Origin of the sequence: Ensifer sp. Root1252 (assembly GCF_001425885.1) — a bacterium.
Lineage (GTDB): Bacteria > Pseudomonadota > Alphaproteobacteria > Rhizobiales > Rhizobiaceae > Ensifer > Ensifer canadensis.
In genome coordinates this window covers 434,964-459,446 of the sequence record NZ_LMDT01000001.1, presented here as the reverse complement: position 1 = coordinate 459,446, position 24,483 = coordinate 434,964, and the positions used below count along the sequence as shown (strand labels likewise).

The 24,483-nt window shown below is 62.9% G+C and carries 21 protein-coding genes, 1 tRNA gene and 1 riboswitch; of the genes, 10 read left to right on the top strand and 12 right to left on the bottom strand.

Annotated elements, in window-relative coordinates:
• Positions 1-145: 145 nt before the first annotated feature.
• Positions 146-1,135 carry an Hsp33 family molecular chaperone gene (locus ASD02_RS02280; protein ID WP_025425804.1) on the top strand — a complete coding sequence of 330 codons (990 nt, stop codon included), beginning with the start codon at positions 146-148 and terminating at the stop codon, positions 1,133-1,135.
• 6 nt (positions 1,136-1,141) lie between these two features.
• Here the strand turns inward: ASD02_RS02280 and apaG are convergent, their stop codons facing one another.
• Complete coding sequence (apaG, locus tag ASD02_RS02275; RefSeq protein ID WP_025425805.1) at positions 1,142-1,534, bottom strand: Co2+/Mg2+ efflux protein ApaG; 393 nt, start codon at positions 1,532-1,534, stop codon at positions 1,142-1,144.
• Between the two features lie 111 nt (positions 1,535-1,645).
• Between apaG and ASD02_RS02270 the strand changes: the two genes are divergently transcribed.
• On the top strand, positions 1,646-2,260 hold the full coding sequence (locus ASD02_RS02270) for a CDP-alcohol phosphatidyltransferase family protein (RefSeq protein WP_025425806.1): 615 nt from the start codon (positions 1,646-1,648) through the stop codon (positions 2,258-2,260).
• A gap of 42 nt (positions 2,261-2,302) precedes the next feature.
• On the opposite strand, the gene ASD02_RS02265 is transcribed toward ASD02_RS02270, so the two are convergent.
• A complete protein-coding gene (locus ASD02_RS02265) occupies positions 2,303-3,487 on the bottom strand; it encodes an O-succinylhomoserine sulfhydrylase (RefSeq protein ID WP_025425807.1) in 1,185 nt (394 codons plus the stop codon).
• A 44-nt stretch (positions 3,488-3,531) separates the two neighbouring features.
• Positions 3,532-3,610, bottom strand: a riboswitch (SAM riboswitch).
• Positions 3,611-3,684: 74 nt separating this feature from the next.
• Between ASD02_RS02265 and ASD02_RS02260 the strand changes: the two genes are divergently transcribed.
• The 3 genes from ASD02_RS02260 (at position 3,685) to ASD02_RS02250 (ending at position 5,956) form a co-directional block, all read left to right on the top strand.
• Positions 3,685-4,782, top strand: coding sequence for a 2'-deoxycytidine 5'-triphosphate deaminase (locus tag ASD02_RS02260; protein WP_025425808.1), 1,098 nt, complete (start codon positions 3,685-3,687; stop codon positions 4,780-4,782).
• A gap of 80 nt (positions 4,783-4,862) precedes the next feature.
• Positions 4,863-4,937: transfer RNA gene (locus tag ASD02_RS02255), tRNA-Gly, on the top strand.
• Between the two features lie 185 nt (positions 4,938-5,122).
• A complete protein-coding gene (locus tag ASD02_RS02250; RefSeq protein ID WP_038575856.1) occupies positions 5,123-5,956 on the top strand; it encodes a transporter substrate-binding domain-containing protein in 834 nt (277 codons plus the stop codon).
• An 87-nt stretch (positions 5,957-6,043) separates the two neighbouring features.
• Here ASD02_RS02250 and ASD02_RS02245 read toward each other — a convergent pair whose 3' ends face one another.
• The 4 genes from ASD02_RS02245 to ASD02_RS02230 form a co-directional block, all read right to left on the bottom strand.
• Entirely contained in the window at positions 6,044-6,856 is an 813-nt protein-coding gene (locus ASD02_RS02245; RefSeq protein ID WP_025425810.1) for a sterol desaturase family protein, read from the bottom strand.
• A 98-nt stretch (positions 6,857-6,954) separates the two neighbouring features.
• The gene (locus ASD02_RS02240) at positions 6,955-7,365 is read right to left on the bottom strand and encodes a tellurite resistance TerB family protein (protein ID WP_025425811.1); all 411 of its coding nucleotides are present in this window, start codon (positions 7,363-7,365) and stop codon (positions 6,955-6,957) included.
• A gap of 93 nt (positions 7,366-7,458) precedes the next feature.
• Positions 7,459-8,289, bottom strand: a complete 831-nt coding sequence (locus ASD02_RS02235; RefSeq protein ID WP_025425812.1) for a thermonuclease family protein — start codon at positions 8,287-8,289, stop codon at positions 7,459-7,461.
• A gap of 13 nt (positions 8,290-8,302) precedes the next feature.
• On the bottom strand, positions 8,303-8,947 hold the full coding sequence (locus ASD02_RS02230) for a helix-turn-helix transcriptional regulator (protein WP_025425813.1): 645 nt from the start codon (positions 8,945-8,947) through the stop codon (positions 8,303-8,305).
• A gap of 183 nt (positions 8,948-9,130) precedes the next feature.
• On the opposite strand from ASD02_RS02230, the gene ASD02_RS02225 reads away from it, so the two are divergent.
• On the top strand, positions 9,131-10,219 hold the full coding sequence (locus tag ASD02_RS02225; protein WP_025425814.1) for a calcium:proton antiporter: 1,089 nt from the start codon (positions 9,131-9,133) through the stop codon (positions 10,217-10,219).
• 3 nt (positions 10,220-10,222) lie between these two features.
• Here ASD02_RS02225 and ASD02_RS02220 read toward each other — a convergent pair whose 3' ends face one another.
• Positions 10,223-10,732, bottom strand: coding sequence for a helix-turn-helix domain-containing protein (locus ASD02_RS02220; protein WP_025425815.1), 510 nt, complete (start codon positions 10,730-10,732; stop codon positions 10,223-10,225).
• Positions 10,733-10,868: 136 nt separating this feature from the next.
• Between ASD02_RS02220 and ASD02_RS02215 the strand changes: the two genes are divergently transcribed.
• Positions 10,869-11,342 carry an SRPBCC family protein gene (locus ASD02_RS02215; RefSeq protein ID WP_025425816.1) on the top strand — a complete coding sequence of 158 codons (474 nt, stop codon included), beginning with the start codon at positions 10,869-10,871 and terminating at the stop codon, positions 11,340-11,342.
• Positions 11,343-11,368: 26 nt separating this feature from the next.
• Here ASD02_RS02215 and ASD02_RS02210 read toward each other — a convergent pair whose 3' ends face one another.
• Positions 11,369-11,953 carry a threonine transporter RhtB gene (locus ASD02_RS02210; RefSeq protein WP_225906201.1) on the bottom strand — a complete coding sequence of 195 codons (585 nt, stop codon included), beginning with the start codon at positions 11,951-11,953 and terminating at the stop codon, positions 11,369-11,371.
• A gap of 300 nt (positions 11,954-12,253) precedes the next feature.
• Between ASD02_RS02210 and ASD02_RS02205 the strand changes: the two genes are divergently transcribed.
• A complete protein-coding gene (locus tag ASD02_RS02205) occupies positions 12,254-13,138 on the top strand; it encodes a DMT family transporter (RefSeq protein ID WP_025425818.1) in 885 nt (294 codons plus the stop codon).
• Between the two features lie 690 nt (positions 13,139-13,828).
• On the top strand, positions 13,829-14,113 hold the full coding sequence (locus tag ASD02_RS02200; protein WP_025425819.1) for a GIY-YIG nuclease family protein: 285 nt from the start codon (positions 13,829-13,831) through the stop codon (positions 14,111-14,113).
• A 120-nt stretch (positions 14,114-14,233) separates the two neighbouring features.
• Here the strand turns inward: ASD02_RS02200 and ASD02_RS02195 are convergent, their stop codons facing one another.
• The 4 genes from ASD02_RS02195 to ASD02_RS02180 all read right to left on the bottom strand — a co-directional run bounded on the left by ASD02_RS02195 (position 14,234) and on the right by ASD02_RS02180 (position 20,050).
• The gene (locus ASD02_RS02195) at positions 14,234-16,450 is read right to left on the bottom strand and encodes an FAD-dependent oxidoreductase (RefSeq protein ID WP_025425820.1); all 2,217 of its coding nucleotides are present in this window, start codon (positions 16,448-16,450) and stop codon (positions 14,234-14,236) included.
• An 11-nt stretch (positions 16,451-16,461) separates the two neighbouring features.
• The gene (locus ASD02_RS02190) at positions 16,462-16,872 is read right to left on the bottom strand and encodes a YbaY family lipoprotein (protein ID WP_025425821.1); all 411 of its coding nucleotides are present in this window, start codon (positions 16,870-16,872) and stop codon (positions 16,462-16,464) included.
• 2 nt (positions 16,873-16,874) lie between these two features.
• Positions 16,875-18,083, bottom strand: coding sequence for an acetyl-CoA C-acetyltransferase (locus ASD02_RS02185; protein WP_025425822.1), 1,209 nt, complete (start codon positions 18,081-18,083; stop codon positions 16,875-16,877).
• A 170-nt stretch (positions 18,084-18,253) separates the two neighbouring features.
• On the bottom strand, positions 18,254-20,050 hold the full coding sequence (locus ASD02_RS02180; protein WP_025425823.1) for an acyl-CoA dehydrogenase C-terminal domain-containing protein: 1,797 nt from the start codon (positions 20,048-20,050) through the stop codon (positions 18,254-18,256).
• 434 nt (positions 20,051-20,484) lie between these two features.
• On the opposite strand from ASD02_RS02180, the gene ASD02_RS02175 reads away from it, so the two are divergent.
• The gene (locus ASD02_RS02175) at positions 20,485-24,273 is read left to right on the top strand and encodes an SEL1-like repeat protein (RefSeq protein ID WP_057204260.1); all 3,789 of its coding nucleotides are present in this window, start codon (positions 20,485-20,487) and stop codon (positions 24,271-24,273) included.
• The last annotated feature ends 210 nt before the right edge of the window (positions 24,274-24,483 follow it).

The window sequence follows — 24,483 nt, the reverse complement described above, 5'->3', positions numbered from 1 at the left end:
GTTCTCTGCGCGGCCCTCTCCCAAGCATGTCGCGGAAAAGTGCGCAGCGGTTTTGCGATAACGATATGCACAAGAACAAAAACTTGAAGCGCAGTCAGCGAATCCTGGCGATCGCGACGCGCTTTAGTGACGTAAGGAGCAGCAGATGACTGAGATGGCACCAGGACTTGGCGAATTCGACTTTGCCGGTGACGATCATGTCGTGCCCTTCCAGGTGGAGGGCCTCGATGTGCGTGGCCGCGCCGTTCAGCTCGGCCCGATGCTCGATGCGATCCTCGAGCGCCACAACTATCCGCTTCCGGTCGCGCGGCTGGTTGCCGAGACCGTGGTGCTGACCGTGCTGCTCGGAACGTCGCTGAAGTTCGACGGCAAGCTTATCGTCCAGACGAAGAGCGACGGCCCGGTCGATCTTGTCGTCGCCGATTTTGCCACGCCCGATCGGGTGCGCGCCTATGCCCGTTTCAACGAGGAAGCGCTGGAGGAAGCTCTGAAGGACGGACGCACCCAGTCGCATGAGCTGCTGGGCAAGGGCGTTCTCGCCTTCACCATCGATCAGGGTGCCCATACCCAGCGCTATCAGGGCATCGTTGCGCTCGATGGCGCCACGCTCGAGGAGATTGCCGGCGTCTACTTCCGCCAGTCGGAGCAGATCCCGACCAAGGTGCGCCTCGGCGTTGCCGAACTGCTCGACCGCGACGAGAACGGCAAGCCGCGCCATCGCTGGCGCGCCGGCGGCATGGTCGCGCAGTTCCTGCCGGATGCGCCGGAGCGCATGCGCCAACCGGATCTTTCGGGGGGTGACGGCGACGACAACGAGGATCTCTTCGACGAGGACGATCTCTGGGCGGAAGCCAAGGTCATGGTCGAGACGATCGATGCCGACGAACTGACCGACCCGATGGTCGGCACGGAACGTCTGCTCTATCGGCTGTTCCACGAGCGCGGCGTTCGCGTCTACGAGCCGCAGGCGGTCTATGATCGCTGCAGCTGTTCGCGCGAAAAGATCCGCTCGGTGCTCACCGGACTGCACGCCGACGATATCGAGAGCACCATCGAGGACGGCTTGATCAAGGTGACGTGCGAGTTCTGCTCGACCACCTATCGCTTCGAGGCAAGCGAGGTCCGCCAGCAGTAGGATGCCTCAATTCAGGGTTCGAACGAGCCCTGGTGAATCAAGCGAGAAGGCGGGGATTGCCACGTTGAAGTGTTCTCCGCCTTCCGATTCCATGCTGTAGTGGCCGAACATGACGCCGGACGGCGTATCGAGCGGGCATCCGGAGGAATATTCGTAGGTATCGCCGGGGTTCAGCAACGGTTGCTCTCCGATGACACCGGGCCCGCTGACTTCGTCCACCTGGCCGTTCTCGTCGGTAATATGCCAGTAGCGTGTCATCAGCCGAACCGACTCGGCCGAATGGTTGGCGATGACGATGCGGTAGCCCCAGACATAGCGGCTGTCATCCGGATCAGATTGCTCTTCCAGATAATAAGGCTCCACCGTAACTTCTATGTCGCGAGTGAGCGCGCGATACATGAGCAACACCTTGTTTCAAGTCTTTCAGGGTATTCTACAGCAAGATGGTTTCGTCAAGAATAACGGCAGGATTGCATGCGTCGGCGGCAAGTCTGCGGAAAGGCGAGGCCGATGCTTGATGGCGCGGTGAGAAAACATCTGGATCCGATACTGGATCGGCTCGGTGCAGCACTTGCCCGCGGGGGTGTCGGTGCCAATGCGGTCACGATCACCGGCCTCGCGCTCGGCCTCGTTGCCGCTGTCCTCATTGCCGGACAATACTACCTTGCCGCCGCCATTGTTATCGTCGTTAGCCGGCTTTGCGATGGACTTGATGGTGCGGTGGCACGCGCCACGCGCAAAACCGATTTCGGTGGTTTCCTCGACATCGTGCTCGACTTCGCCTTCTACGGTGCCATCCCGCTCGGCTTCATCGGCGCCGATCCGCAGGCCAACGGTCTTGTCGGCGGTCTGCTGCTCTTCTCGTTCTACGTCAACGGATCGAGTTTTCTCGCCTATGCCATTATGGCCGAAAAGCGAGCGATGACGACGGATGTGCGGGGGGCAAAATCGCTCTACTTCACCACCGGGCTTGCCGAGGCGACGGAGACGATCGCCGCCTTCCTGGCCTTCTGCCTGTTCCCGACGTGGTTTCCGCTGCTGGCGGCGCTGTTTGCGGTCGTCTGCCTCTACACCGCGCTATCGCGCATTGTGCTCGCGCGAACGCGTTTTCGCGACGTCGAGTAGCGGCCGCCGCCGATCTCGGGGCGGCCGTCTTGTTCGTGGGTATCAGGCCTTGACGGTCTTCAGCGCGCGGGCGAAGTCCTCGACGATGTCGTCGCTGTCCTCGATACCGGCGGAGAAACGAACGGTGCCGGCGGAAATGCCGAGCTCGTCGCGAGCTTCGTCCGTCAGGTTCTTGTGCGTCGTCGTCGCCGGATGGGTGATCAGGCTTTTGGAATCGCCAAGATTGTTGGAGATGCGGGCGATCTGCAGTGCGTTCTGCAGTGCGAAGGCCGCATCCTTGCCGCCCTTGAGTTCGAAGGCGACAAGGGTCGAACCGCCGGTCATCTGCTTGGCGATGATGTCGGCCTGCGGATGGTCCGCGCGGCCGGGGTAGATCACCTTGGCGATCTGCGGCTGCTCGGCGAGGAAGTCGGCGACGCGACGGGCGTTTTCGGTCTGCTGCTTGACGCGCAGCGGCAGCGTCTCGATGCCCTTCAGCAACGTCCAGGCGTTGAACGGCGACATCGCCGGGCCGGTGTGGCGGAAGTAGTCATGCAGATGCTCGTTGATCCAGTCCTTGTCGGACAGAACCACGCCACCGAGGCACCGGCCCTGGCCGTCGATATGCTTGGTGGCGGAATAGACGACGATATGCGCGCCGAGTTCCAGCGGCTTCTGAAACAGCGGCGTGGCGAAGACGTTGTCGACCACGACCTTGGCGCCGATCTGGTTGGCGAGCCGAGAAACGCCTGAAATGTCGATCACTTCCAGCGTCGGGTTGGTCGGGCTTTCCAGGAAGAAGACCTTGGTGTTCTTCTGGATCGCCTTTTCCCAGTTCGCGAGATCGCGTCCGTCGACCAGCGTGCATTCGATGCCGTATTTCGGGGCCAGCGTCTCGACCACCCAGCGGCAGGAGCCGAAGAGGGCGCGGGCGGCAACGATGTGGTCGCCGGCCTTCAGCTGGCATAAAATGGCGGCAGTGACGGCAGCCATGCCTGATGCCGTGGCGCGCGCGTCTTCGGCGCCTTCCAGCATGCACATGCGCTTTTCAAACATGTCGTTGGTAGGGCTGCCGTAACGGGCATAGATGAAGCCTTCGGTCTCGCCCTTGAAGCGTGCTTCCGCCGCCTCGGATGTCTCGTAGACGAAGCCCTGGGTGAGGAAGATCGCCTCGGACGTCTCGCCGTGCTGGGAGCGGGTCGTTCCGCCGTGGACGAGTTGGGTTGCCGGGCGCCAGTTTTTGCTCATGTGACGATCACCTTCAAAAACAAAAAAACCGGCCGCGTGAAGGGCCGGTTTGAAACCCGGCCTTTTTAGCTACTTGTTTAACGTGGCTGCAAGCCGACCGGCCAAATCACCACGGGATAAAGCTCCAATACTGCTTGGGTGCGCTTGCGTCAATTCCTGGAGTTTGGTTTTGTCTCGCAACTGAAAAGAGGATCGAAATGGGCCGCGAGACTGGGATTTTGGCCGACCGCGCGATCGCCGCGCTGTTTGCGACCGGACGCTTGAAAAGCGAAAAGGCGCTGGATACCGATCAGATCCAGCCGGCAAGCCTCGACCTGCGCCTCGGCGCCAAGGCATTTCGCGTGCGCGCGAGCTTCATGCCGGGGCCGGCGCATCTCGTTGCCGACAAGCTCGACCGGCTGAAACTGCATGTCGTCGATCTCTCCGACGGCGCCGTGCTGGAAACCGGCTGCGTTTATATCGTGCCGCTGATGGAAAGCCTCGATCTGCCGGAGACCATGTCGGCTTCGGCAAATCCGAAGAGCTCGACCGGTCGCCTCGACATCTTCACCCGCGTCATCACCGATCGCGCCCAGGAGTTCGACAAGATCCCGGCTGGATATCGCGGACCGCTTTACCTCGAAATCAGCCCGCGCACCTTCCCGATCGTCGTGCGGCGCGGTTCGCGCCTGTCGCAGATCCGCTTCCGCACCGGCCAGTCGCTGCTCTCCGAGCAGGAACTGCTGGCGCTGCATGAAAGCGATATGCTGGTTGCGAGCGACAAGCCCAATGTCAGCGGCGGCGGGATCGCGCTCTCGATCGATCTCAAGGGTACGGGCCCGGACGGACTGATCGGCTACCGCGGCAAGCATCACACCGCGGTCGTCGATGTCGACAAGAAGGCGCAGCATGCCGTGTTCGACTTCTGGGAGCCGCTCTATAGCCGTGGCCGCGACGAGCTGATCCTCGATCCCGACGAATTCTACATCCTCGTTTCGCGCGAAGCTGTGCATGTTCCGCCGCTCTACGCTGCCGAGATGACGCCGTTCGATCCATTGGTCGGTGAATTCCGCGTGCATTATGCCGGCTTCTTCGATCCGGGCTTCGGCCATGCCTCTGCCGGCGGCAGCGGCAGCCGAGCGGTGCTCGAAGTCCGCAGCCACGAGGTTCCCTTCATCCTCGAGCATGGCCAGATCGTCGGCCGGCTGGTCTATGAACATATGCTGGAACGCCCGGAGGGACTTTACGGCCTCGGTCTTGGCTCCAACTATCAGGCTCAGGGTCTCAAGCTCTCCAAGCATTTCCACGCGGAGTAACAGAAAAAGTGCCGTTGCGCGGCAACGCGGCGCAACGGTCCTTGACAGATGCATGCGGTTGAGGAAGTTTCCGAAGCGCTGCGGGTGTAGTTCAGTGGTAGAACGCCAGCTTCCCAAGCTTGATGTCGTCGGTTCGATCCCGATCACCCGCTCCACTTTTTTCTTCAATGTCAGCCCATCGCGCTTTGAGCCGGCACTCCTGCGTGCGACGGCCCGAACCGTCGGACGCCGAAGCCAGTAGCCAGCCCGGTTCCATCCGGCTAATCTTGTCATCACCCATGAATCATCTGCGGCCGCGCTGGCCGTGCGGTACCACCAAGAGACGCGCTGGCCATTGCCCATGAAAATCCACCGACTGCTGGCTCTGTGCGTGTATCTGATGGCCGGTTCGCTTGCCGCCCAGCCCAGGGATCTGCCCAATCTGTTCGATGCGCGCGAGCGCATTGCCAAGCCGGATCTGACCGGCCTTGCGCGCCTACGGTTCCTGACCACGGTGGATTTCCCGCCGTTCAACTTCATCGACCAATCGGGCAAGCTTTCGGGCTTCCATGTCGACCTGGTGCGCGAGATCTGCCGCGAACTCGATATCGAAGCCAAATGCCAGATCCAGGCGGTCACCTATGCCGAGCTGCTCCCGGCGCTGGAAGAGGGACAGGGCGAGGCGGTCGCCGCCGGCATCTCCGTCAGTCCGGAACTGCGTCAGCGCTTCGGCTTCTCCAGGCCGTTCATACGGCTTCCTGCGCGCTTCGCCGTCAACACCAAGGCAGCCGGCGCCGTCTCCGATCCGTCGGGCCTGAAGGGCAAGGCGGTGGGCGTCGTTTCCGGCACCACGCATGAGGTGATGTTCAGGGCCTTTTTCCCCAAGCTTGAAGCCAGGATCTTTCCCGATCGCGATGCCATGCTCGCCGCTCTGCAGAAGGGCGAGGTCGCAGCCGTCTTTTCCGACGGCATGCAGCTTTCCTTCTGGGTGTCCGGCAGCGCTGCCGCCGGATGCTGCGCGCTTGTCGACGGCGCCTATTTCTCGCAACGCTTTCTTGGCGAGGGCCTGACGATCATGAACCGCAAGGCCGAGCCGGCGCTGACGCAGGCGATCGATCACGCCTTGCTGGCGCTTTCGCGCAGTGGGCGGCTCGACGAGATCTACCTGCGCTATTTCCCGAACGGAATTTACTAGGAGCGTTTCAGCGGCTCCTCTGAGACAGAAACGCTCTGCAGTTTATGTCGCCAAACCGCCGCACACTTTGCGCGGACATGCTCCAAATCAACTGCGACGGAAGGGCAGGAGTAACGACCACAAAAGCTTGGTCGGCTCGCTGCGGCCATAGGCGGTCAACCCCGTTTCGATCGCATCGTCGCCCCGTCGCGGCCGATCCGTATAGGTCGAGAACAGCCGGTCCCAGATCGCCAGGTTGAAGCCGTAGTTCGAATCCGTTTCCGAGCGCTCGGTCGAGTGGTGGATGCGGTGCATGTCGGGCGTGACGATCAGCGGCCGCAGCGCCCGGTCGAGGCGGGGTGGCAGCCGCAGATTGGCATGGTTGAACATGGCAGCGGCATTCAGCACGATCTCGAACATCAGCACGGCGACGGCAGGTGCGCCGAGCGCGACGACGACGGCAATCTTCCAGATCATCGAGACGACGATCTCCAGCGGATGAAAGCGCAGCGCCGTGGTCAGGTCGACGCCCGGGTCGGCGTGATGAACCCGGTGCATTCGCCATAGGGCGGGGACCTTGTGAAAGGCGACATGTTCCAGCCAGACGGCGAAGTCGAGCAAGACGAAGGCGATTGCGCCGGCCACGAGCGGAGGAACGCCCAATGCCGGCAGCAGGCCGTATCCCCGCGCTTCAGCCCAGAGTGCCGCGCCCGTGGCAGCGGCCGGGAAGATCAGCCGCAGCGAAAGCGAGGACAGAACCAGGATAGAGAGGTTGGTAAACCAGCGGCGCGCCTTCAGCGCCTTTTGCAGTTCCGGCCGCTCCAGCCTCGGGTGCAGAAGCTCGAGCGCCGCCATGGCGGCAAAGACCGAGAGAAAGGCCAAAAGGCGCCACATGGGTTCGGTCACGCCGAAAAGCTGCATCCCTCAGGCCTCGCTGCCGTTTTTCGGTGAAGCGATATCACGCTTCGGCAGGAGAGCGCCAAGACACGTTGACGTGAACCGGCCGGATCGGCCCGCCGTTACCTGCGGAAGCGGGCGAGCGCGCCGCGTTCGATTGCAGCGCAGGTAAGCTTGTCGAGGCCGAGGCGATCACGCAGCAACTGCAAAAGGCGGATCTCCTCGTTGCGGATGCGCTGGTCGGCGGCCGCAATCTCGACGGCGAGCGCATAAGCCGTCTCGTAAAGCCTCTCCGGCAGCGCCTCGCGAACGATCTCAAGCACGATGTCGAGGCCTTCAGGGGCGGCAAGCTGGGCTGAGCATTCGTGGCCGACGAGCACAAGCTGGTCCTCGTCGAAGCCTTCGAAGGCGGGAAGAAACTGCACGAGCCTGCCGATGCGCGCGAACTCGTCGTCGCTCATCTCCCGGTCGACCGCCGACATCATCACCATGACATAGACAAGGGCTTCGTGCTGGCTGAGGTTGGGTGGCATGGAGGCTTTCCGCAAAGTGTCTGCTGCAGCGACGTCTGCGCGTCTAATAAGACGCGCGGCGCTGTAGGAAGAACTGGTGTGTTCCGCCGTTCCTTACAAGTCCGGTGCCGCTTCGTCCATCGTTGCAGCGGCGCTCGGATCGTCGAACGGCATCGGCGTTTGGCGAAAATCGCGCGGGTCATCGCCGTAGAAGCCAAGCCTTGACTTGCGTGCCGCTTCGGCCTGCTCTTCAAGCACCGAGCCCGGCAACGGTGTCGCCCAGCCATTGGCAACCAGCCAGGCGGCAGGATCCTGGCCGCCGACGGTGCACCGGGCGGTGACGGTCTCGCCCGTTCCGTCTCCGGGGATGTCGCAGTTGACCGCACGGGCACGCAGGAAGTTGCGGAAGGCGGTCCGGGCGACCATGCCGCAGGGCCAGCTTTTGCCGGCGCTTTCGCAGGTCCGTTCCGCCGCTTCCGGCTCGATGCCGTCGAGTTGCAGTGTTATCTTGCCGAAGCGGATGAGCCCGGCGGCGAGCGCCATCGGCTGTTGGAGGACCGTCGGCGCCTTCGGCTTGTCCCTGTCGGTATCCGACAGCGGCGTTCGCGGTTCTATGCGTTCGAGTGGCTTCGTCGTGACTTCGTCGGGCAGACCAAACTGTTGCGGTTCGATGGCGCGGGCAGTGGTCTCGGTCGAGTGGGAGCTGCTTTCGCTCTGGCCACCATCAGGCACCGTGTCGTTCTGTTCAGGGGCCGTCATGTCGAACGGCACGTCTTCGGCGCCGACCTCAGGCTGCGTTTCCCCCATGTCGGGCGTTTCGAGCACGAAGTCCGGCGTGGCGCCACTTTCCCGGTCGCGGATCGTCGTGGCGCCGGCATAGAGGATGCCGGTATAGAGCGCTATGGCGGCAATCCCGCCTGCCAGGGTGACCAGTTGCTGCCGCATCAGGAAAGATGTCCTATTGGCTGGCCCAGATGATCCGGGCAATCCATTCGACTTCGCTCATCTCGAAACTCCGGTTGGGATGTTCCGGATTGAGCGATAGCAGTTCGATATTGCGTGGAGTATGCCGCACCAGGATTTTCGCCATAACCTCGCCTTCGCGGGTCTTGACCACGACACGGTCGCCGCGCCGGACCTGCGCGCCCGGGTCGACGATCAGAACGTCGCCGTCGCGATAGAGCGGCAGCATGCTTTCGCCCTGGATCTCGAGCGCATAGATGCCGGCGCGTCGCTCGGCCGCCGCCGGGAAATCGACGACGTCCCAGCCCTGGCCGGCCGGAAACCCGCCATCGTCGAAGAAGCCGCCAGCGCCAGCCTGGGCAAAACCGATCAGCGGTATGGCGGGTTTATACGGCTCGGTTCGGGCGGCGTCAGGGCGCATCAGCGCCATGAACTGGTCGATGGTCGCACCGGTCGCATCCAGCACCTTGGCGATCGATTCCGTCGACGGCCAGCGCTCGCGGCCATCGGCGGACTGGCGCTTGGATTTGTTGAAGGACGTCGGGTCGAGCCCGGCGCGGCGCGCAAGCCCGGACGGCGAGAGCTGGTGGCGCTCGGCCAACGCATCGATGGCGTGCCAGATGGTGTCGTGTGACAGCATGAATGTCTGTTCCGCGGCAGGGCGGCGACGGCCGCACGTCCTTATTCGACAGTAGATTAACCAAGCCGGCCAGGGTGGTAAAGAACAGGGAGGAAAATAATCCTTGGTCGTTCCGATTGAAATAGAGTGGCCCGCTTCTATAGTCCTTGTCGTTGCTTGAGTTTAGCCGGCGAGGGGGCTCATTTGTTGGCGGTGCTGAAATCCGAACGTCTGCTGTTCGCCGCCTTGGTTGCCGCGATTGCCGGTTTTGTGCTGGAGCACCCCTTGCTCGAAATGGGGCAGGTAGCTTCGCTCGTTGGGGCGGCCGCATTGGTGGGTGCGATCGTGCTGGCGTCGATGCGGGTCGCCCATCACGCCGAAGTCCTCGCGGCCAAGGTCGGCGACCCCTATGGCACGATGATCCTGACGCTGTCCGCCGTGCTGGTGGAAGTGATCATTCTGGCGATCATGATGACCGGCGAGAGTTCGCCGACGCTGGTGCGCGACACGATCTATTCCGCCGTGATGCTCGATATCAACGGCATTCTCGGTCTTGCCGCGCTGCTTGGCGGGCTGAAACACGGAGAGCAACCCTACAACGACAATTCCGCGCGCACCTACAGCGTCATGATCCTGACGGCGATGGGCATTTCGATGGTCGTGCCCGAATTCGTGCCGGCCGCGAGGTGGCACTTCTATTCCGCCTTCACCATCGGCGCGATGATCATGCTCTACACGCTGTTCCTGCGCATGCAGGTGGGGGTGCACAGCTACTTCTTCAGCTACAGCTACCCCCGGGCGAGGAGCGACGGGATTGATGATGCCGGTGAACCCGACGAGCCGGTGCTGCCGTCGATCGTGATCCTGCTCATTGGCGTGGTGCTGATCGGCGCGCTTGCCGAAATCATGTCGGGGCTGCTGACCTCAGGCCTCAAGGGGAGCGGCGCGCCGCCGGCCGTCGCCGCCATCGTCGTCGCCGCAATCTCGGCGTCGCCCGAGATCATGACGGCGATGCGTGCAGCACTTGCCAATCGCATGCAGGCGGTCGTCAACATCGCGCTCGGAGCATCGCTGTCGACCGTGATCCTGACCGTGCCGGTGATGGAGGCGATTGCGCTTTACACCGGCCAGCCTTTCATCATGGCGATGTCGCCGGTGCAGACGGTGATGGTGGCGATCACGCTGATCGTTGCAGCGATCAATCTCAACGACGGTCAAACCAATGCCATCGAGGGCATGACGCATTTCGTGCTGTTTTCCACCTTCGTCATGCTTTCGGCTATCGGTTTGTAGTCCTCAAGCGACCGCGTTTTCCCTGGTCTTGCGGGCGACGACATCCTCAAAGGCTGCCTGCAATGTCGCGCGCACGCGCGGCGGACCATCGAGGGCCAGTCCGAGATGCTCGTAGCGAAGCTCGTCCATGAAGCGGTTCCAGAGCTCAGGCCCGCCGGTTTCCATCAGTTCGGCCCGGATGCTGAGCTCTTCGCTGACGGGCAGGTAGCGCCGCCCCCAGGCGCCGAGATGCGCCATGATCGGCACCAGCGCGATGGTCATTTCTGTGAGGCTGTAGATGGCCTTCTGCTTGTGCGTCGGGTCATCCGTCTTGGTCAGCATTCCCTGCTCGACAAGCATCTTCAGCCGATCAGCAAGAATGTTCGACGAGATGCCCTCCTGCGATCGCAGCAGTTCGCGGAAGTGCCTTTTGCCCCCGAAGATCATGTCGCGGACGATCAGCAGGCTCCATTTGTCGCCAAAGACCTCGAGCGAGAGATTGATCGGGCAGCCGGAGCGATGATCGTCTTTCATTGGGGTCCTTTCAAAACTGCTTGCATTATTGCATCAGTGGAATTATCTTGCAACTGCTTTCAAAATGAAATCAGTTATCTGGCTGCGCGCGGAAGCGCTGGTGCGTCTGCGCAAATGGATCGAAGAGGAGAAGATCATGAGTGCCAATTCCGTGGAACATGCGAGCTTCACCATCGAACGGGTTTTCAAGGCGACGCCCGAACAGGTCTTTCGCGCCTTCGCCGATCCGGCGGCGCACGACCGTTGGTTCGTCAAGGCGGACGGGTGGCCGGTCGCCGAATATAGCCACGACTTCCGCGTCGGCGGGCGCGAGAGCGGCCGCTTCAGCAAGGACGGCAAGACCTTCTATCACAACGACACTGTTTACCTCGATATCGTCGAGAACCGGCGCATCATCTCGGCCTATACGATGGCTGAGAACGAGCGGCGGATTTCCGCTTCGGTGGCAACCGTCGATATCCAGCCGCACGGCGCCGGCACGCGTATCGTCTTCACCGAGCAGGCGGCCTTTCTTGATGGGCTCGACCAGGTCGCCTATCGGCGTGAGGGCTGGGAAGAGTTGATCGCCGCGCTTGGCACCGAACTCGGCGAGACGGCGGAAGCCGCCTGATCTGCCATCGCTGCGGATCTGCGGCATTAAAGCATCGTTGCCAGCGCGCTGCCGGCGATGCCGAAGGAGAACACCGCGAGACAGACGGCGGCAATGCGGCGCGGCAGATTGGACATGTGCGCGCCGCGCGACAGCCGGATGAGCATGGCGCCGGCGCCGATCCAGAACGAGCCGGCGACAACGACGAGCAGCGAAAACCCTGTGATCCACGGTATCGTCGCCACCAGTCCGGTCTGCGGCAAAAGCACCAGGGCTACGATCAGGGCCTTGGGATTGAGAAGCGTCGTAACGAACACCCGTTGGGTGGTGATCTCGGGCGAAGCCCGGTTGTCGTCACCGGTGGTCCACAGTGCATAGGCGAGGAAAAGGACCCAGAAGGCAGCCACGATCCGGAGCGCGAGCCCGATCTGCGGATGCGCCGCGAGAAATGGCGCAAGCAGCGCCACGGCTGGAATGATCACCGCGAGATAACCGCCGAGTTCGCCTAGGAGCAGCTGCGCCGAGCGCCGAAAACCGACCGCGGCGCCGGAGAGCCAGAGCAAGGTGTTCGTCGGGCCCGGCGTCGCCAAGAGGACGAGGGCGGAAAGGGTGAAGGCGAGCGGTTGCATCATCGAGGATCCGGTTTCGCGGCGATATTGCGGTCATGTACAGCATCGCGCATCAATCTGGATACGCTCCTGTTGCCGCCGCACTGAGACTTTCTGCATAACTCCCGGGACCGACCCCGACCTGGTTGCTTCATGCGTAGCGAAGAGGCCGGTCCGGGGCCTTGATCTCCATCAAGCGAAAGTACGAACACACTCCAAGATTTCGCCACAGCGCAGGCTGCCGCCACCTCTTCCGCCTTGAGCGGCGGCGCGCTATCAGACGGGCGCTGCCGCCTTTTCTCCCGGCTGCCATCGGGGCTTTCCATGAACAAGACAGTGCTTTCCGGCATCGTGATGACGACGTTTTCCTATTTGCTGTTCTCGCTGCAGGATGCGTCGGTCAAATGGCTGGTGGTCGGCTATTCGGTCTGGCAGATCCTGTTTACCCGCAGCATCACCATTCTCCTCCTGTGTCTGGTGATCGGCCGGGGCAGGCTCGTGCGCCGCGCGATCTCGTCGCCCGTCGTCAAGCCGCTGTTCGTGCGCAACCTGTTGCTGCTGGCCGCCTGGCTTTCCTATTTCAATGCGGCCCGCGATCTCGCCCTTGCCGAAATGACCACGCTTTATTACGCCGCGCCGATCGTGGTGACGCTGCTGGCCGTCCCGATCCTCAAGGAAGACGTGCCACCAATCCGCTGGTTCGCGGTGCTGCTCGGCTTCATCGGCGTGCTGATCGCCTGCGATCCGCTTGGAACGGGCATGAGGCTCTCGCTGCCGGTTTTCCTGGCGCTGATGGCCGCCGTGTTCTGGGCGATCGGTACGGTGATGCTGCGCAAGACCGCGCTCCAGGAGACGACACTGACGCAGATGACGATCTCCAACGTCTTCTTCATCGCAATGACCGGGCTTGCCGTCGGCTTCTACTGGACGCCGCCGGCGCTGTTCGATCTCGCGCTGATGGCGGGCACGGGGGTGATCGCCGGCATCGCGCAATATGCGCTGTTCGAGGGCATGCGCCGGGCGCCGATCTCGGTGATCGCACCGTTCGAATATACCTCACTCGTCTGGGCCTTCGGCCTCGGCTTCCTGATCTGGGGCGATATTCCGGCGAGCAACGTCTTTGCCGGCGCCGGCCTTATCTTCGTCGCCGGACTGACGATCATTGTCGGCGAGCGCTTGGCCCATCGGCGGGTGGTTGCCGAGGTTTAGCCCGCCTCAAGCAGCGGTAGCTCGATTGTCCAGCTGGCATGATGCCATCGGCCCGGTCTGCTCCAGCATTGCTACACCGAATTCGGCCACCTCGCCAAAGTCCTGACGTCGCTTTACTGGGCCGATCCGGCCAATCGCGCCGATGCGCCGGTGCTTTGGTAGCGCCCGACGGCAGCAGTGACTGCGCAGAAGATTGCCGGCGCGCGGCAACGTTCTCTCCTCCGCGCTCCTCGGGCTTGACGCAAGGACCGATCGGTTAGCGCCGCGAACGGGTCTGGATCCTCGGGTCAAGCCCGAGGATGACGGGTGGAGGGCCGGCTGAAGACAAATGCTACCGAAGTGATGCTCAAAGTGCGTTCAGTGCCCCATGTCGCGGTGCCGGAACGCTTCATTTTCCCCGACGGGAAGACGTTTCTCTGCGCCAGCGTTCGCGACGCGGACAGGCACCAAGGGAAGCCTGCCAGAGTAGAAGACGCACCTATTCTCGGATCAAAAGGAAATCGGCTCGTCCTCCGACAGTCATCCTCGGGCTTGACCCGAGGATCCATGCGCCCGAGCAATAACGCAAGGGTGTATTGCGAGGATCATTGGTCCTCTCTTATCCCGGTTGTTTTCCCGCATCACCAATGCATCTCGCCACTCCGATCTGGACTTGACCAGAACGAGCAGCGGCCATCACTATTCGCGCGCATGGCGGGCTATGTCTACATCGTGACCAATCAGAAGAAAGGGACGCTCTACATCGGCGTAACATCCGATCTTGCGCGCCGGATCTATGAGCATCGCGAAGGCTTGATGCCCGGGTTCACTTCAAAATACGGGTGCGCCCGGTTGGTTTGGTACGAAGAGCACCTTCAGATCGGCTCTGCAATCCAGCGTGAGAAATCTCTGAAGCGCTGGTATCGCCAATGGAAACTCGACCTGATCGAGCGCATGAATCCGGACTGGCGCGATCTCTATGAGGAATTGTGGTGACAAATTGGCGAGGGTCGCTTCTGCGGCACCTTATGTCGCGATGTAGCCAACTCATCTGAGATTTCCAACAAACGAAAACAGGCTCCGTGAGGAGCCTGTCTGCATGTTCGGTGGGATCTTTTACGCCGCCTGCTTCTTCTCGCCGTAGGGGTCGAAGCGGCCGTAGAAGGTTTCGCCGCGTTCGGCCATTTCCTTCAGCAGTGCCGTCGGCTTGAAGTGGCTGCCATAGTCCTTGGCAAGCTTCTCGCACATCTTGACGAAGGCCTTGGCGCCCATGCCGTCGATGTAGGAGAGAGTGCCGCCGGTGTAGGGCGCAAAGCCGAAGCCGAGGATCGAGCCGACGTCGGCTTCGCGCGGATCGGTGACGATGCCTTCTTCCATGGTGCGGGCCGCTTCGAGCGCGATCGTTGCCAGGAAGCGCTGCTTCAGCACCTCGACGTCGATCTTGTCGGCATTCTCTTGCGGATAGAGCGTCTTCAGCTCCGGCCACAGGTACTTCTTCGCGGGCTTTGCCGGATATTCGTAGAAGCCCTTGCCGTTCTTGCGGCCGCGACGGTCGAGGTCGTCGACCATCTTGTTGATCAGCGCCATGTGCTTGGGATCGACGGCCTTTTCGCCGAGATCGGCGACGGTGGCTTTCAGGATCTTCTGGCTGAGGTCGATTGCCACTTCGTCATTGAGCGACAGCGGGCCAACCGGCATGCCGGCCATCTTGGCGGCATTTTCGATCATCGCCGGCGGCACGCCCTCGATCAGCATGTCATAGGCTTCGTGGATGTAGCGGAAGACGCAGCGGTTGACGTAGAAGCCGCGCGTGTCGTTGACGACGATCGGCGTCTTCCTGATCGCGGCGACATAGTCGAGCGCGACGGCGAGCGCCTTGTCGCCGGTCTCCTTGCCGAGGATCACTTCCGTCAGCATCATCTTCTCGACCGGCGAGAAGAAGTGGATGCCGATGAACTGGCCGGCACGCTTCGAGTTCTTCGCAAGGCCGGTGATCGGCAGCGTCGAGGTGTTGGAGGCAAAGATCGTGTCTTCGCCGATCACCGCTTCCACCTTCTCGATCACGTCCTTCTTGACCTGGCGGTCTTCGAACACGGCTTCGACGACGAGCCCGACATCCTTCAGGTCGTTGTAGTCTGCGGAGGGCGTGATGCGCGCAAGCAGCGCTTCGCCTTCTTCCTTGGTCAGGCGGCCCTTGCCGACCGAATCCTTGACCAGGCCCTCCGAATGGGCCTTGCCCTTGGTCGCCGCTTCCATGTCGCGGTCGATCAGCGTGACGGCGATGCCGGCGGCGGCCGTCACATAGGCGATCGAGGCGCCCATGAAGCCGGCGCCGACGACGCCGACATGCTTGAACTCGGACTTCGGCACGCCGGCCGGGCGGCGGGCACCCTTGCCGAGTTCCTGCATCGAGACGAACAGCGAGCGGATCATCGAGAAGGCTTCGGTCGTCTGAAGGATCTCGGTGAAGTAGCGCTGTTCGATCTTCAGAGCCGTGTCGAAGGGGACCTGCAGGCCCTCATAGACGCATTTGAGGATCGCGATCGCGCCTGGGTAGTTGCCTTGCGTCTCGCGGCGCAGGATACCGGAGGCAGCCGGCCAGAGCTGGGCCGAGGCCGGGGTCCAGATGCCGCCGCCGGGTACCTTGTAGCCCTTTTCGTCCCAGGGCTGGACCGGCTTCAGGCCGTTCTTGATCATCGCCTTGGCAGCCTCGACCAGCTTGTCGGCGTCGACGACTTCATGCACCAGGCCAAGCGCCTTGGCGCGCGCCGCGGTCAGCGACGAGCCGGTGGTCATCATCTGCAGCGCGTCCTGCGCGTTGGTCAGGCGCGGCACGCGCTGGGTGCCGCCGGCGCCGGGGAAGATACCGACCTTGACTTCAGGCAGGGCGATCTTGACCGACTTGGAGTTCGAGGCGACGCGGCCGTGGCAGGCGAGCGAAAGCTCGAAGGCGCCGCCCATGCAGGTGCCGTTGATCGCCGACACCCACGGCTTGCCGGAGGTTTCGAGCTTGCGGAACAAGCCGGTCATGCGGCCGACGAGGTCGAAAAGCTTCTGGGCGGCGTTATCAGGGTCCTTCTTCTTTTCTTCCTGCTGGAAGGTGAACATCGACTTGATCATCGAGAGGTCAGCGCCGCCGGAGAACGACGACTTGCCCGACGTGAAGACGACGCCCTTGACGGCGGCATCGGCCGTCGTCTCGTCGACGATGGCGTTCAGCTCTTCCATCACCTCCTGGGTGAAGACGTTCATCGACTTCTCAGGCATGTCCCAGGTGACCAGGGCAATGCCGTCGGCATCGGTCTCGATCTTGAAATTGGTATACTTCGTCATGGTTCTCCCCCTCAGTAGAGAATGGGTTCGATGCGCAGCGAGATATTCGATCCGCCGCTGTAACGTTGTTTGGTGGTGTTGGTGGCGATCAGCCTGCCGTCGCGCTCGACGCTGATGGTGAAGCCGGCATCGGCGGCCTTGTCGAGTTCGGGCTTCGGCACCTGCAGCACGAAGGGCACACGGTTTGCCTTGCCGTCGCTCGAAACGGACGTTTCGGCGATCAGCTTGGCGGCCACATCCATCACGCCCTGCTCCTCGAGCCGGATGGTGACGGTGCCTGCCGGAACCGGGCCGTTGGCGACATTGGAGATCGCACCGGTCAGCGTGAAGCTGTCGCCGCCTTCGTCTTCGGAGACGCAAGCTGAGACTGCAAGCAGCCCCAGCCCCATCAGCCCGAGAAGCGTGCGGCGCGTGGCTACCATCGTCAGACCCTTTCGATGATCGTTGCGGTGCCCATGCCGGCGCCGATGCACAACGTCACCAGCGCGGTGTTGAGATCGCGCCGTTCCAGCTCGTCGAGCACCGTGCCGAGGATCATCGCACCGGTAGCGCCGAGCGGATGGCCCATGGCGATCGCGCCGCCGTTGACGTTGATCTTGTCGTGCGGAATGTCGAAGGCCTGCATGTAGCGCAGCACGACCGCGGCAAACGCCTCGTTGAGCTCGAAGAGGTCGATGTCGGAGAGCTTCATGTCGGCGCGCTTAAGCAACTTCTCGGTCACGTCGACCGGGCCGGTCAGCATCAGCGCCGGGTCGGAGCCGATATTGGCGAAGGCGCGGATGCGGGCGCGGGGTTTGAGGCCCATGCTTTCGCCGCCGGCCTTGGAGCCGAGCAGCACGGCCGCGGCGCCATCGACGATGCCCGACGAGTTGCCGGCATGGTGCACGTAGTTGATCTTCTCGATTTCCGGATGCGCCTGGATGCCGACGGCTTCAAAGCCGCCCATCTCGCCCGGCATCTGGAACGACGGGTTGAGCGAGGCGAGCGCCTGCATGTCGGTGCCGGGACGCATATGCTCGTCGCGGTCGAGAATGGTCAGCCCGTTCTGGTCCTTCACCGGCACGACCGACTTCTTGAAGTAACCCTTTTCCCAGGAATGCGCTGCGCGCTTCTGGCTTTCGACGGCGTAGGCATCGACGTCGTCGCGGCTGAAGCCGTACTTGGTGGCGATCAGGTCGGCCGAGACGCCCTGCGGCATGAAATAGGCCGGCAGGTTGACGGACGGGTCCATGAACCAGGAGCCGCCGGACATGCCGAGGCCGACGCGCGACATGCTCTCGACGCCGCCTGCAATGACGATGTCGTCGGCGCCCTGGGCGATCTTCGCCGCGCCGAAGTTGACGGCATCGAGACCCGACGCGCAGAAGCGCGAGATCTGCATGCCGGGCGCGCGGGTGGAATAGCCTGCTTCGAAGGCGGCTGCCTTCGGGATAACCGCGCCGGCATCCATCACCGGATCGACGCAGCCCATGATGATGTCGTCGACGGTTGACGTATCGAGCCCGTTGCGATCGCGCACGGCCTCCAGCATCTTGGCCGCAAGGCGAACGGACGGCACTTCGTGCAGCGAGCCGTCCTTCTTGCCACGGCCGCGCGGCGTGCGCACGTGGTCGTAAACGAAGACTTTCGTCATGTCTCATCTCCCTTTCGGCAGCACCTGATGGTGCCGCCCGTCAAACACTTACAGCGCGGCGCGTCAGACGCGCTAAGGACGCTGTAACACTTTAAACTTGCTGCATAATTTTACGCCTAGATCGGATCCGATTTAAGGAATCATGCAGTAGAAATCGGAACGCGGCGAAATCAGAACGCCGCCGCGTCGAGCGCCATCAGCGTGTCGGCGCCAGTCTCGATGCGGGCCTTGCGCAGCGCCGTTTCCGGCAGAATTCTCTCCATGAAGAACGTCGCGGTAATCAGCTTGTTCTTCAGATAGTCCGCGCGTGCCGTTTCGCCAGAGGCCAGTTTTTCCTCGGCGGTCTTGGCGATCTTCGCCCACATGTAGCCGAGCACGACCAGACCGAAGAGGTGCATGTAGTCGGTCGAGCCGGCGCCGGCATTGTCGGGCTTGGCCATGGCGTTCTGCATGAACCACATGGTGGACGCCTGCAGGTCGTTGAGGCCTTTCTTCAGCGCCTTGGTGTAGGTGGAAAGCTTCTCGTTACCGCGGTTTTCCTCGCAGAAATCGCCGATTTCCTTGAACAGCGCCATGACGGCACGGCCGCCGTTGAGGCCGAGCTTGCGGCCGACGAGGTCGAGCGCCTGGATGCCGTTGGCACCTTCGTAGATCATCGCGATGCGGGCATCGCGGACATACTGGCTCATGCCGTGTTCTTCGATGTAGCCGTGACCGCCGAACATCTGCTGCGCCATGACCGCGTGGTCGAAGCCCTTGTCGGTCAGGACGCCCTTGAGGATCGGCGTCATCAGGCCGAGGATGTCGTCGGCCGTCTGGCGGTCGGCGTCATTGTCGGAGCGGTGGGCGATATCGGATTTGAGAGCAGTCCAAAGGGTAAAGGCGCGTCCGGCCTCGTTGAAGGCGCGGATCGTCATCAGCGTGCGGCGCACATCCGGATGCACGATGATCGGGTCGGCCTTTTTGTCCGGCGCCTTCGGGCCGGAAAGCGAGCGGCCCTGGATGCGGTCGCGGGCATAGTTGGCGGCGTTCTGGTAGGCGATTTCGGCGACCGACAGGCCCTGCAGGCCGACACCGAGACGGGCTTCGTTCATCATCACGAACATGGCGTTGAGGCCTTTGTTCTCCGTGCCGATGAGGTAGCCTTCCGCCTCGTCATAGTTCATGACGCAGGTCGAGTTGCCGTGAATCCCCATCTTGTGCTCGATGGCGCCGCAGGAGACGCCATTGCGCTCGCCCGGCTCGCCGTCGGCGGTGAGCTTGAACTTCGGCACGATGAACAGGGAAATGCCCTTCACGCCATCCGGCGCGCCCTCGATGCGGGCAAGCACCAAATGGATGATGTTCTGCGACATGTCGTGTTCGCCGGCGGAGATGAAGATCTTCTGGCCGGAAATCTTGTAGGCGCCGTTGCCATCGGGCACGGCCTTGCTGCGCAGGAGGCCGAGGTCGGTGCCGCAATGCGGCTCCGTCAGGTTCATCGTGCCGGTCCAGGTGCCGTCCACCATCTTCGGCAGATAGGCCCGCTTCTGCTCATCCGAGCCATGGACGAGGATCGCAGCGATCGCGCCCTGGGTCAGGCCGGGATACATCGTCAGCGCCATGTTGGCCGAGGACATATATTCGCCGACGGCGGTGTGCAGCGTGTAGGGCAGGCCCTGGCCGCCGAATTCCTCTGGCACCGAAAGCCCGAGCCAGCCGCCTTCGCGGTAGAGATCAAAAGCCTGCTTGAAGCCCTTGGGCACGCTGACCGAGCCGTCGTCGTGCCGCTTGCAGCCTTCCTGGTCGCCGGAAAGATTGACCGGAAACAGCACTTCTTCCGCAAGCTTGGCGGCTTCGCCGACGATTGCTTCGATCATGTCGGGCGTCGCATCGGCAAAGCCGGGAAGGTTGTTGTATCGCTCGATGCCGAGCACGTCGTTCAGAATGAAGAGAGTATCGTCGACCGGTGCCTTGTAGGTGGGCATTCTTTCCTCGCCTTTTTCGCTTTCGGATCGCCGCCTCCAAGCGGCCGACGTCCGGTTGCAACATGCCGAATGCGCCGCCATCTGAGGGCGGTCTCGCATCGTTGGCAGGATGCTACAAAATTTTGACGTTTGCGTAAACGTCAAAAATACCGCCCGATCGAAGTTTCGCTTGCGGATAAAAGGCGCGGTGAAATCGCCGCCGCACAACACTCTCCATCAGCTAGCACTGTCAAATCGTTAAAAAATCCGCGCCGGTTAACGGCTTGTTTACCACGTTTAATGAAAGGTGCGTGTTGAGATGGTCAAAGCTGCAACCGGTCCGGTCCTCGCATTGTTGTAGCTTTGCCCACGTCGCAAGTGCCGCAGGGGTGAAGGAAGCCGTTTCCTTCCGTGGCGACTTTCGAGATGGCCGACGGACAGGGGCGAAGAGCACAATGAATGGATCGCGATCAAATCCTCAGCGCGCTGGTAGCCAGAGCTATGGCGAGCGGCCCTCTCTGGACGCCCTGAACCGCACGATTGAAGGGCTTGAAGCCCGGATCGAAGGCCTGATGAACGGAGCGGGACGCGAGCCGCCGGCCCGTCCAGTCGAGCGCGAGCGTGTCGCCCCCCGCGATATCCCATCCCCGCGTGATGCCGTCTCCGAAATCATGCAGCGCCAGCGGGCGCTTAGCACGTCGCGCGAGCGGCCACCCTTGAGAGACCGTTTGCCGCAACGCGAGCCGGATCGCCTGGCCCAGCGCGAGCCCGAGCGTTACGTCGACGATATACGGCCCCAGCCGGTACGTGCGCCCGTCGCCCGGCCGGCGGCGGCCGTCAACGATATCGCCGAGGCACTCGTCGGATTGCGCCAGGACCTCAAGCGCGACATCACCGAAGGCGTCACCCGCGAGATGAACTCCCTGCGCGCCGAAATTCGCGGCATCAAGGTGCAGGCCCAGGACCACAGCTTCGCCGAGGACGTGCGCGGCGACATGCAGCGCCTTGCCGACAGCATCCAGCAGCTCGGCCGCCAGGCGTCGCCTGCCCAGGCGGATGCGCTGCGCAGCGACTTTGACGATCTGCGGGCGATGATCGACGGCTTGGCGCGCGAAGACAGCGTTCGCCGCATGGAAAGCCGCTGGAACGGCGTCGAGGATCGGTTGATCGCCTTTGACCAGAACCGCGACGACGAGCTGGTGGCGCTGGCCTACCGTCTCGACGAGATCAAGTCGCAGATCGGGGCGCTGGGCAACAGCTCTGCGGTCGACGTGCTTGAAGACAAGATGATTGCGGTCGCCCAGGCGATCGAGATGCTCGGCCGCCAGATACAGCCGGACGACCGGCGCCTCGTGTCGCAGTTCGCTGACCTCGACGCGCGGCTTGACGAAATCAGCCGGGCGATTGCCGCCAACAGCCGCAGTGCCAGCGGCCTCGAGGGCGGGTTCGCCAATCGCCTGGAGACCAGGCTCGGCGACCTCTCGCGGCAGATCGACGGATTGTCCCGCCCTGTTGATTCCGGTCTCGGTGCCCGCCTCGAAGCCTTGGCCGCACGGGTTGAGGATCTCGCCGGCGAGAAGGCTGCGGCCGGACTGGAAGAACGCCTCGACCAGCTTTCCATGCTGATGGAGCGCAGCCACCGAAATGTCCAACCGGACCTGACGAACTACCTCAACGACATCTCCCGCAAGATCGAAGCGCTCGATCAAGGCAGCGTCAACGATGCTCTGGCCGAGCGGCTCGACTATCTCGCCCGCCGCATCGACGACCTCGACACGCTCAGCGCACACCCCGTCGCCGATCCGCGTTTCGACCGTCTTGAAGATCGCCTCGCTGGCATCGCGCAGCGGCTGGAAGAAACCTATGCGGCGCCGTTCGACGACCGCGCCGCGCTGCACAACCTCGAAGCGCAGATCGCCAACCTGTCGACCCTGGTCAGCCAGCCCCGCAGTGAGGCGGGTGCCGCCATGCCGGTGGAATTCGAGAGCCGCATGAATGCGCTCGAAGACTATTTCGCCACCAGCGACGAGTACATCGTCGAGGCCGCGCGGCAGGCGGCCGAGGCGGTGATGGAGGCATATTCCAGGAAGGGCATGCCTCAGTCGGCCGGTGGCGGCGATCTCGCGGCGATCTCGGCGCTGGCGGAAGACCTGCGCACGCTCGAAGATCTGAGCCGCTCCAGCGACGAGCGCACGGCGCGCACCTTTGAAGCCCTGCATGAAACCCTCGTTCACATCGCCGACAAGCTCGAGCGTATCGAGGGCCGCGAGCCCGCCATGGCCGCGGCGCATTACGAGGCGCCGGTGGCGCGCGAAATTGCTGCGATGCCCAAGGCAGCTCAACCGGAATTCAACGACCCGTTCAGCGGCGCCGATCTCGATGACCGCTATCAGGATCTGCAGCGCAACGTCCGCGCGCTCCAGGCGGAAGACGACGGCGTCATTGCCGCCGCCACCGCATCTGCGCATGCGACTGCGTTCGCCGGTGACGAAGGTCAGGTTTCGACCATCGAGCCCGATGGCGCGCGCGAACGGCCGGCTACCGCCCGCACGGGCCTGCTTGCTGGCCTGACCCGGCGCTTTTCCGGGAAGCGTGCCGAGCCCGCACAGGAGCTGGCACGACAACTGGTCGAGCCCGCCCCCTCCATCGACCCATCCGAAATGCTGGCACCCGAAGAGGCCAATCAGCTGCTCGAGCCGGGCTCTGGTGTTCCCGACGTCAAGAAGATTCTCGAGCGTGTTCGCGCCGGCCAGATGAACCGCGGCGGCAAACAGGCGGCAGACGGCGACAAGGCGGACTTTATCGCCGCCGCCCGCCGGGCAGCGCAGTTGGCGGTCGAGGAAGCCGATACGCTCAACAAGACCAAGGACGGTGGCGTTGCCAGCGGCGTTGGTGGTGCCTTTGCCCGCCATCGCCGCCCGATCTTGATGGCTGTCGGCGCCGTGCTGCTTGCGATCATGTCCTATCCGCTCGTCGGCGCCATGCTGAAGGGCAGCGATGCGCCCGTTGCCGAACCGGTGGCGATCATCGAACAGCAGTTGGCGCCCGTCGCTGAACAGCCGGCGATCGCCAACGCAACCAAGGTCGCGGGCGACCAGGCACCGGCGGCAGCCGCCGTAGCGACCGAAACACCGGTCGAAGCGCTGCAGCCCATTCCCGAAGCGCCGCTCGATTCCGTCGAGCAGCCGTCAAGCGCCGTTGAGACGCCAGCCGCCGCGACGCCACCGGCCGACACATCCGCATCGACGAAGGCGGTAAACGAAACGCAGGCGCCGTTGCTCCAGCCCGTGCCGGAAGCCAAGGGGCCGGTCGCCGCTTCGACGTTCCAGGCCGCCCCAGTCGATGCCGCGCAGGCCGGAACCTTTGCGCCGGTCGCAAAGGCTGCCGAAGTCGTCCTGCCCGATGGTTTCGGCCCGGTTGCGCTGGTGACGGCCGCCAAGGGTGGCGATCCCCTGGCTTTCTACGAGATCGGTGCGCGCTACACAGAAGGCCGCGGCGTCAATGAAGATCTGGCGGAAGCCGCCAAATGGTATCAGCGCGCCGCCGACGCCGGCGTCGTGCCGGCCGAATACCGGCTCGCCAGCATGTATGAGAAAGGCTCGGGTCTGACGCGCGACGCTGCCAAGGCCAAGGTTCTCTACCTGAAGGCCGCCGAGCAGGGCAATGCCAGCGCCATGCACAATCTCGCGGTCATGCTGGCCAGCGGCCGCGATGGCTCGCCGGATTTCGCCGAGGCGACGAAATGGTTTGCCAAGGCAGCCGAGCTCGGCATCCGCGACAGCCAGTTCAATCTGGCTGTCCTCTATGCCCGCGGCAACGGCGTGCCGCAGGATCTTGAAGCATCCTACAAGTGGTTTTCCGCCGCCGCCCGCGAGGGCGACATGGATGCTGCGGCCAAGCGCGACGACGTGGCCAAGGCGATGAAGCCCGAGCAACTTTCGAGCGCCAAGGCCAAGGCCGACGCATGGAAGCCGCAGGCGGTCGACGCCAAGGCGAACACGGTCGACGTGCCGGATGCCTGGGTAGGACCGGCCAACAAGACCGCCTCGATCGACATGAGCAAGGCCATTCGCAACATCCAGGCGATCCTCAACAATAACGGCTTCGACGCCGGCAAGCCGGACGGCCAGATGGGCAAGAAGACGGTTGCCGCGATCAAGGCCTTCCAGACATCCGTCGGCCAGGAGCCGACCGGTGAAATCACCGACCAGCTGGTGAAGGAATTGCTCAAGCGCAATTCCTGATCCGGCAGGGTCTGCCGCCGCAATAAAGCCGCAGAACCGGGTGACACGGTTCGCGGAGCCGAAGCTGTACGCCATGTGGCTGAAAAGGTTGACAGCTCCGGCCCAGGAGCGCATGACGGAAGCCTATGCCACCTCGCCCTCGGGAGGGGTGTCGGCTTTCAGAGATAATCCCCCCTCCGTGGTGAATTACTTGCCACTGTGACGTTTTTT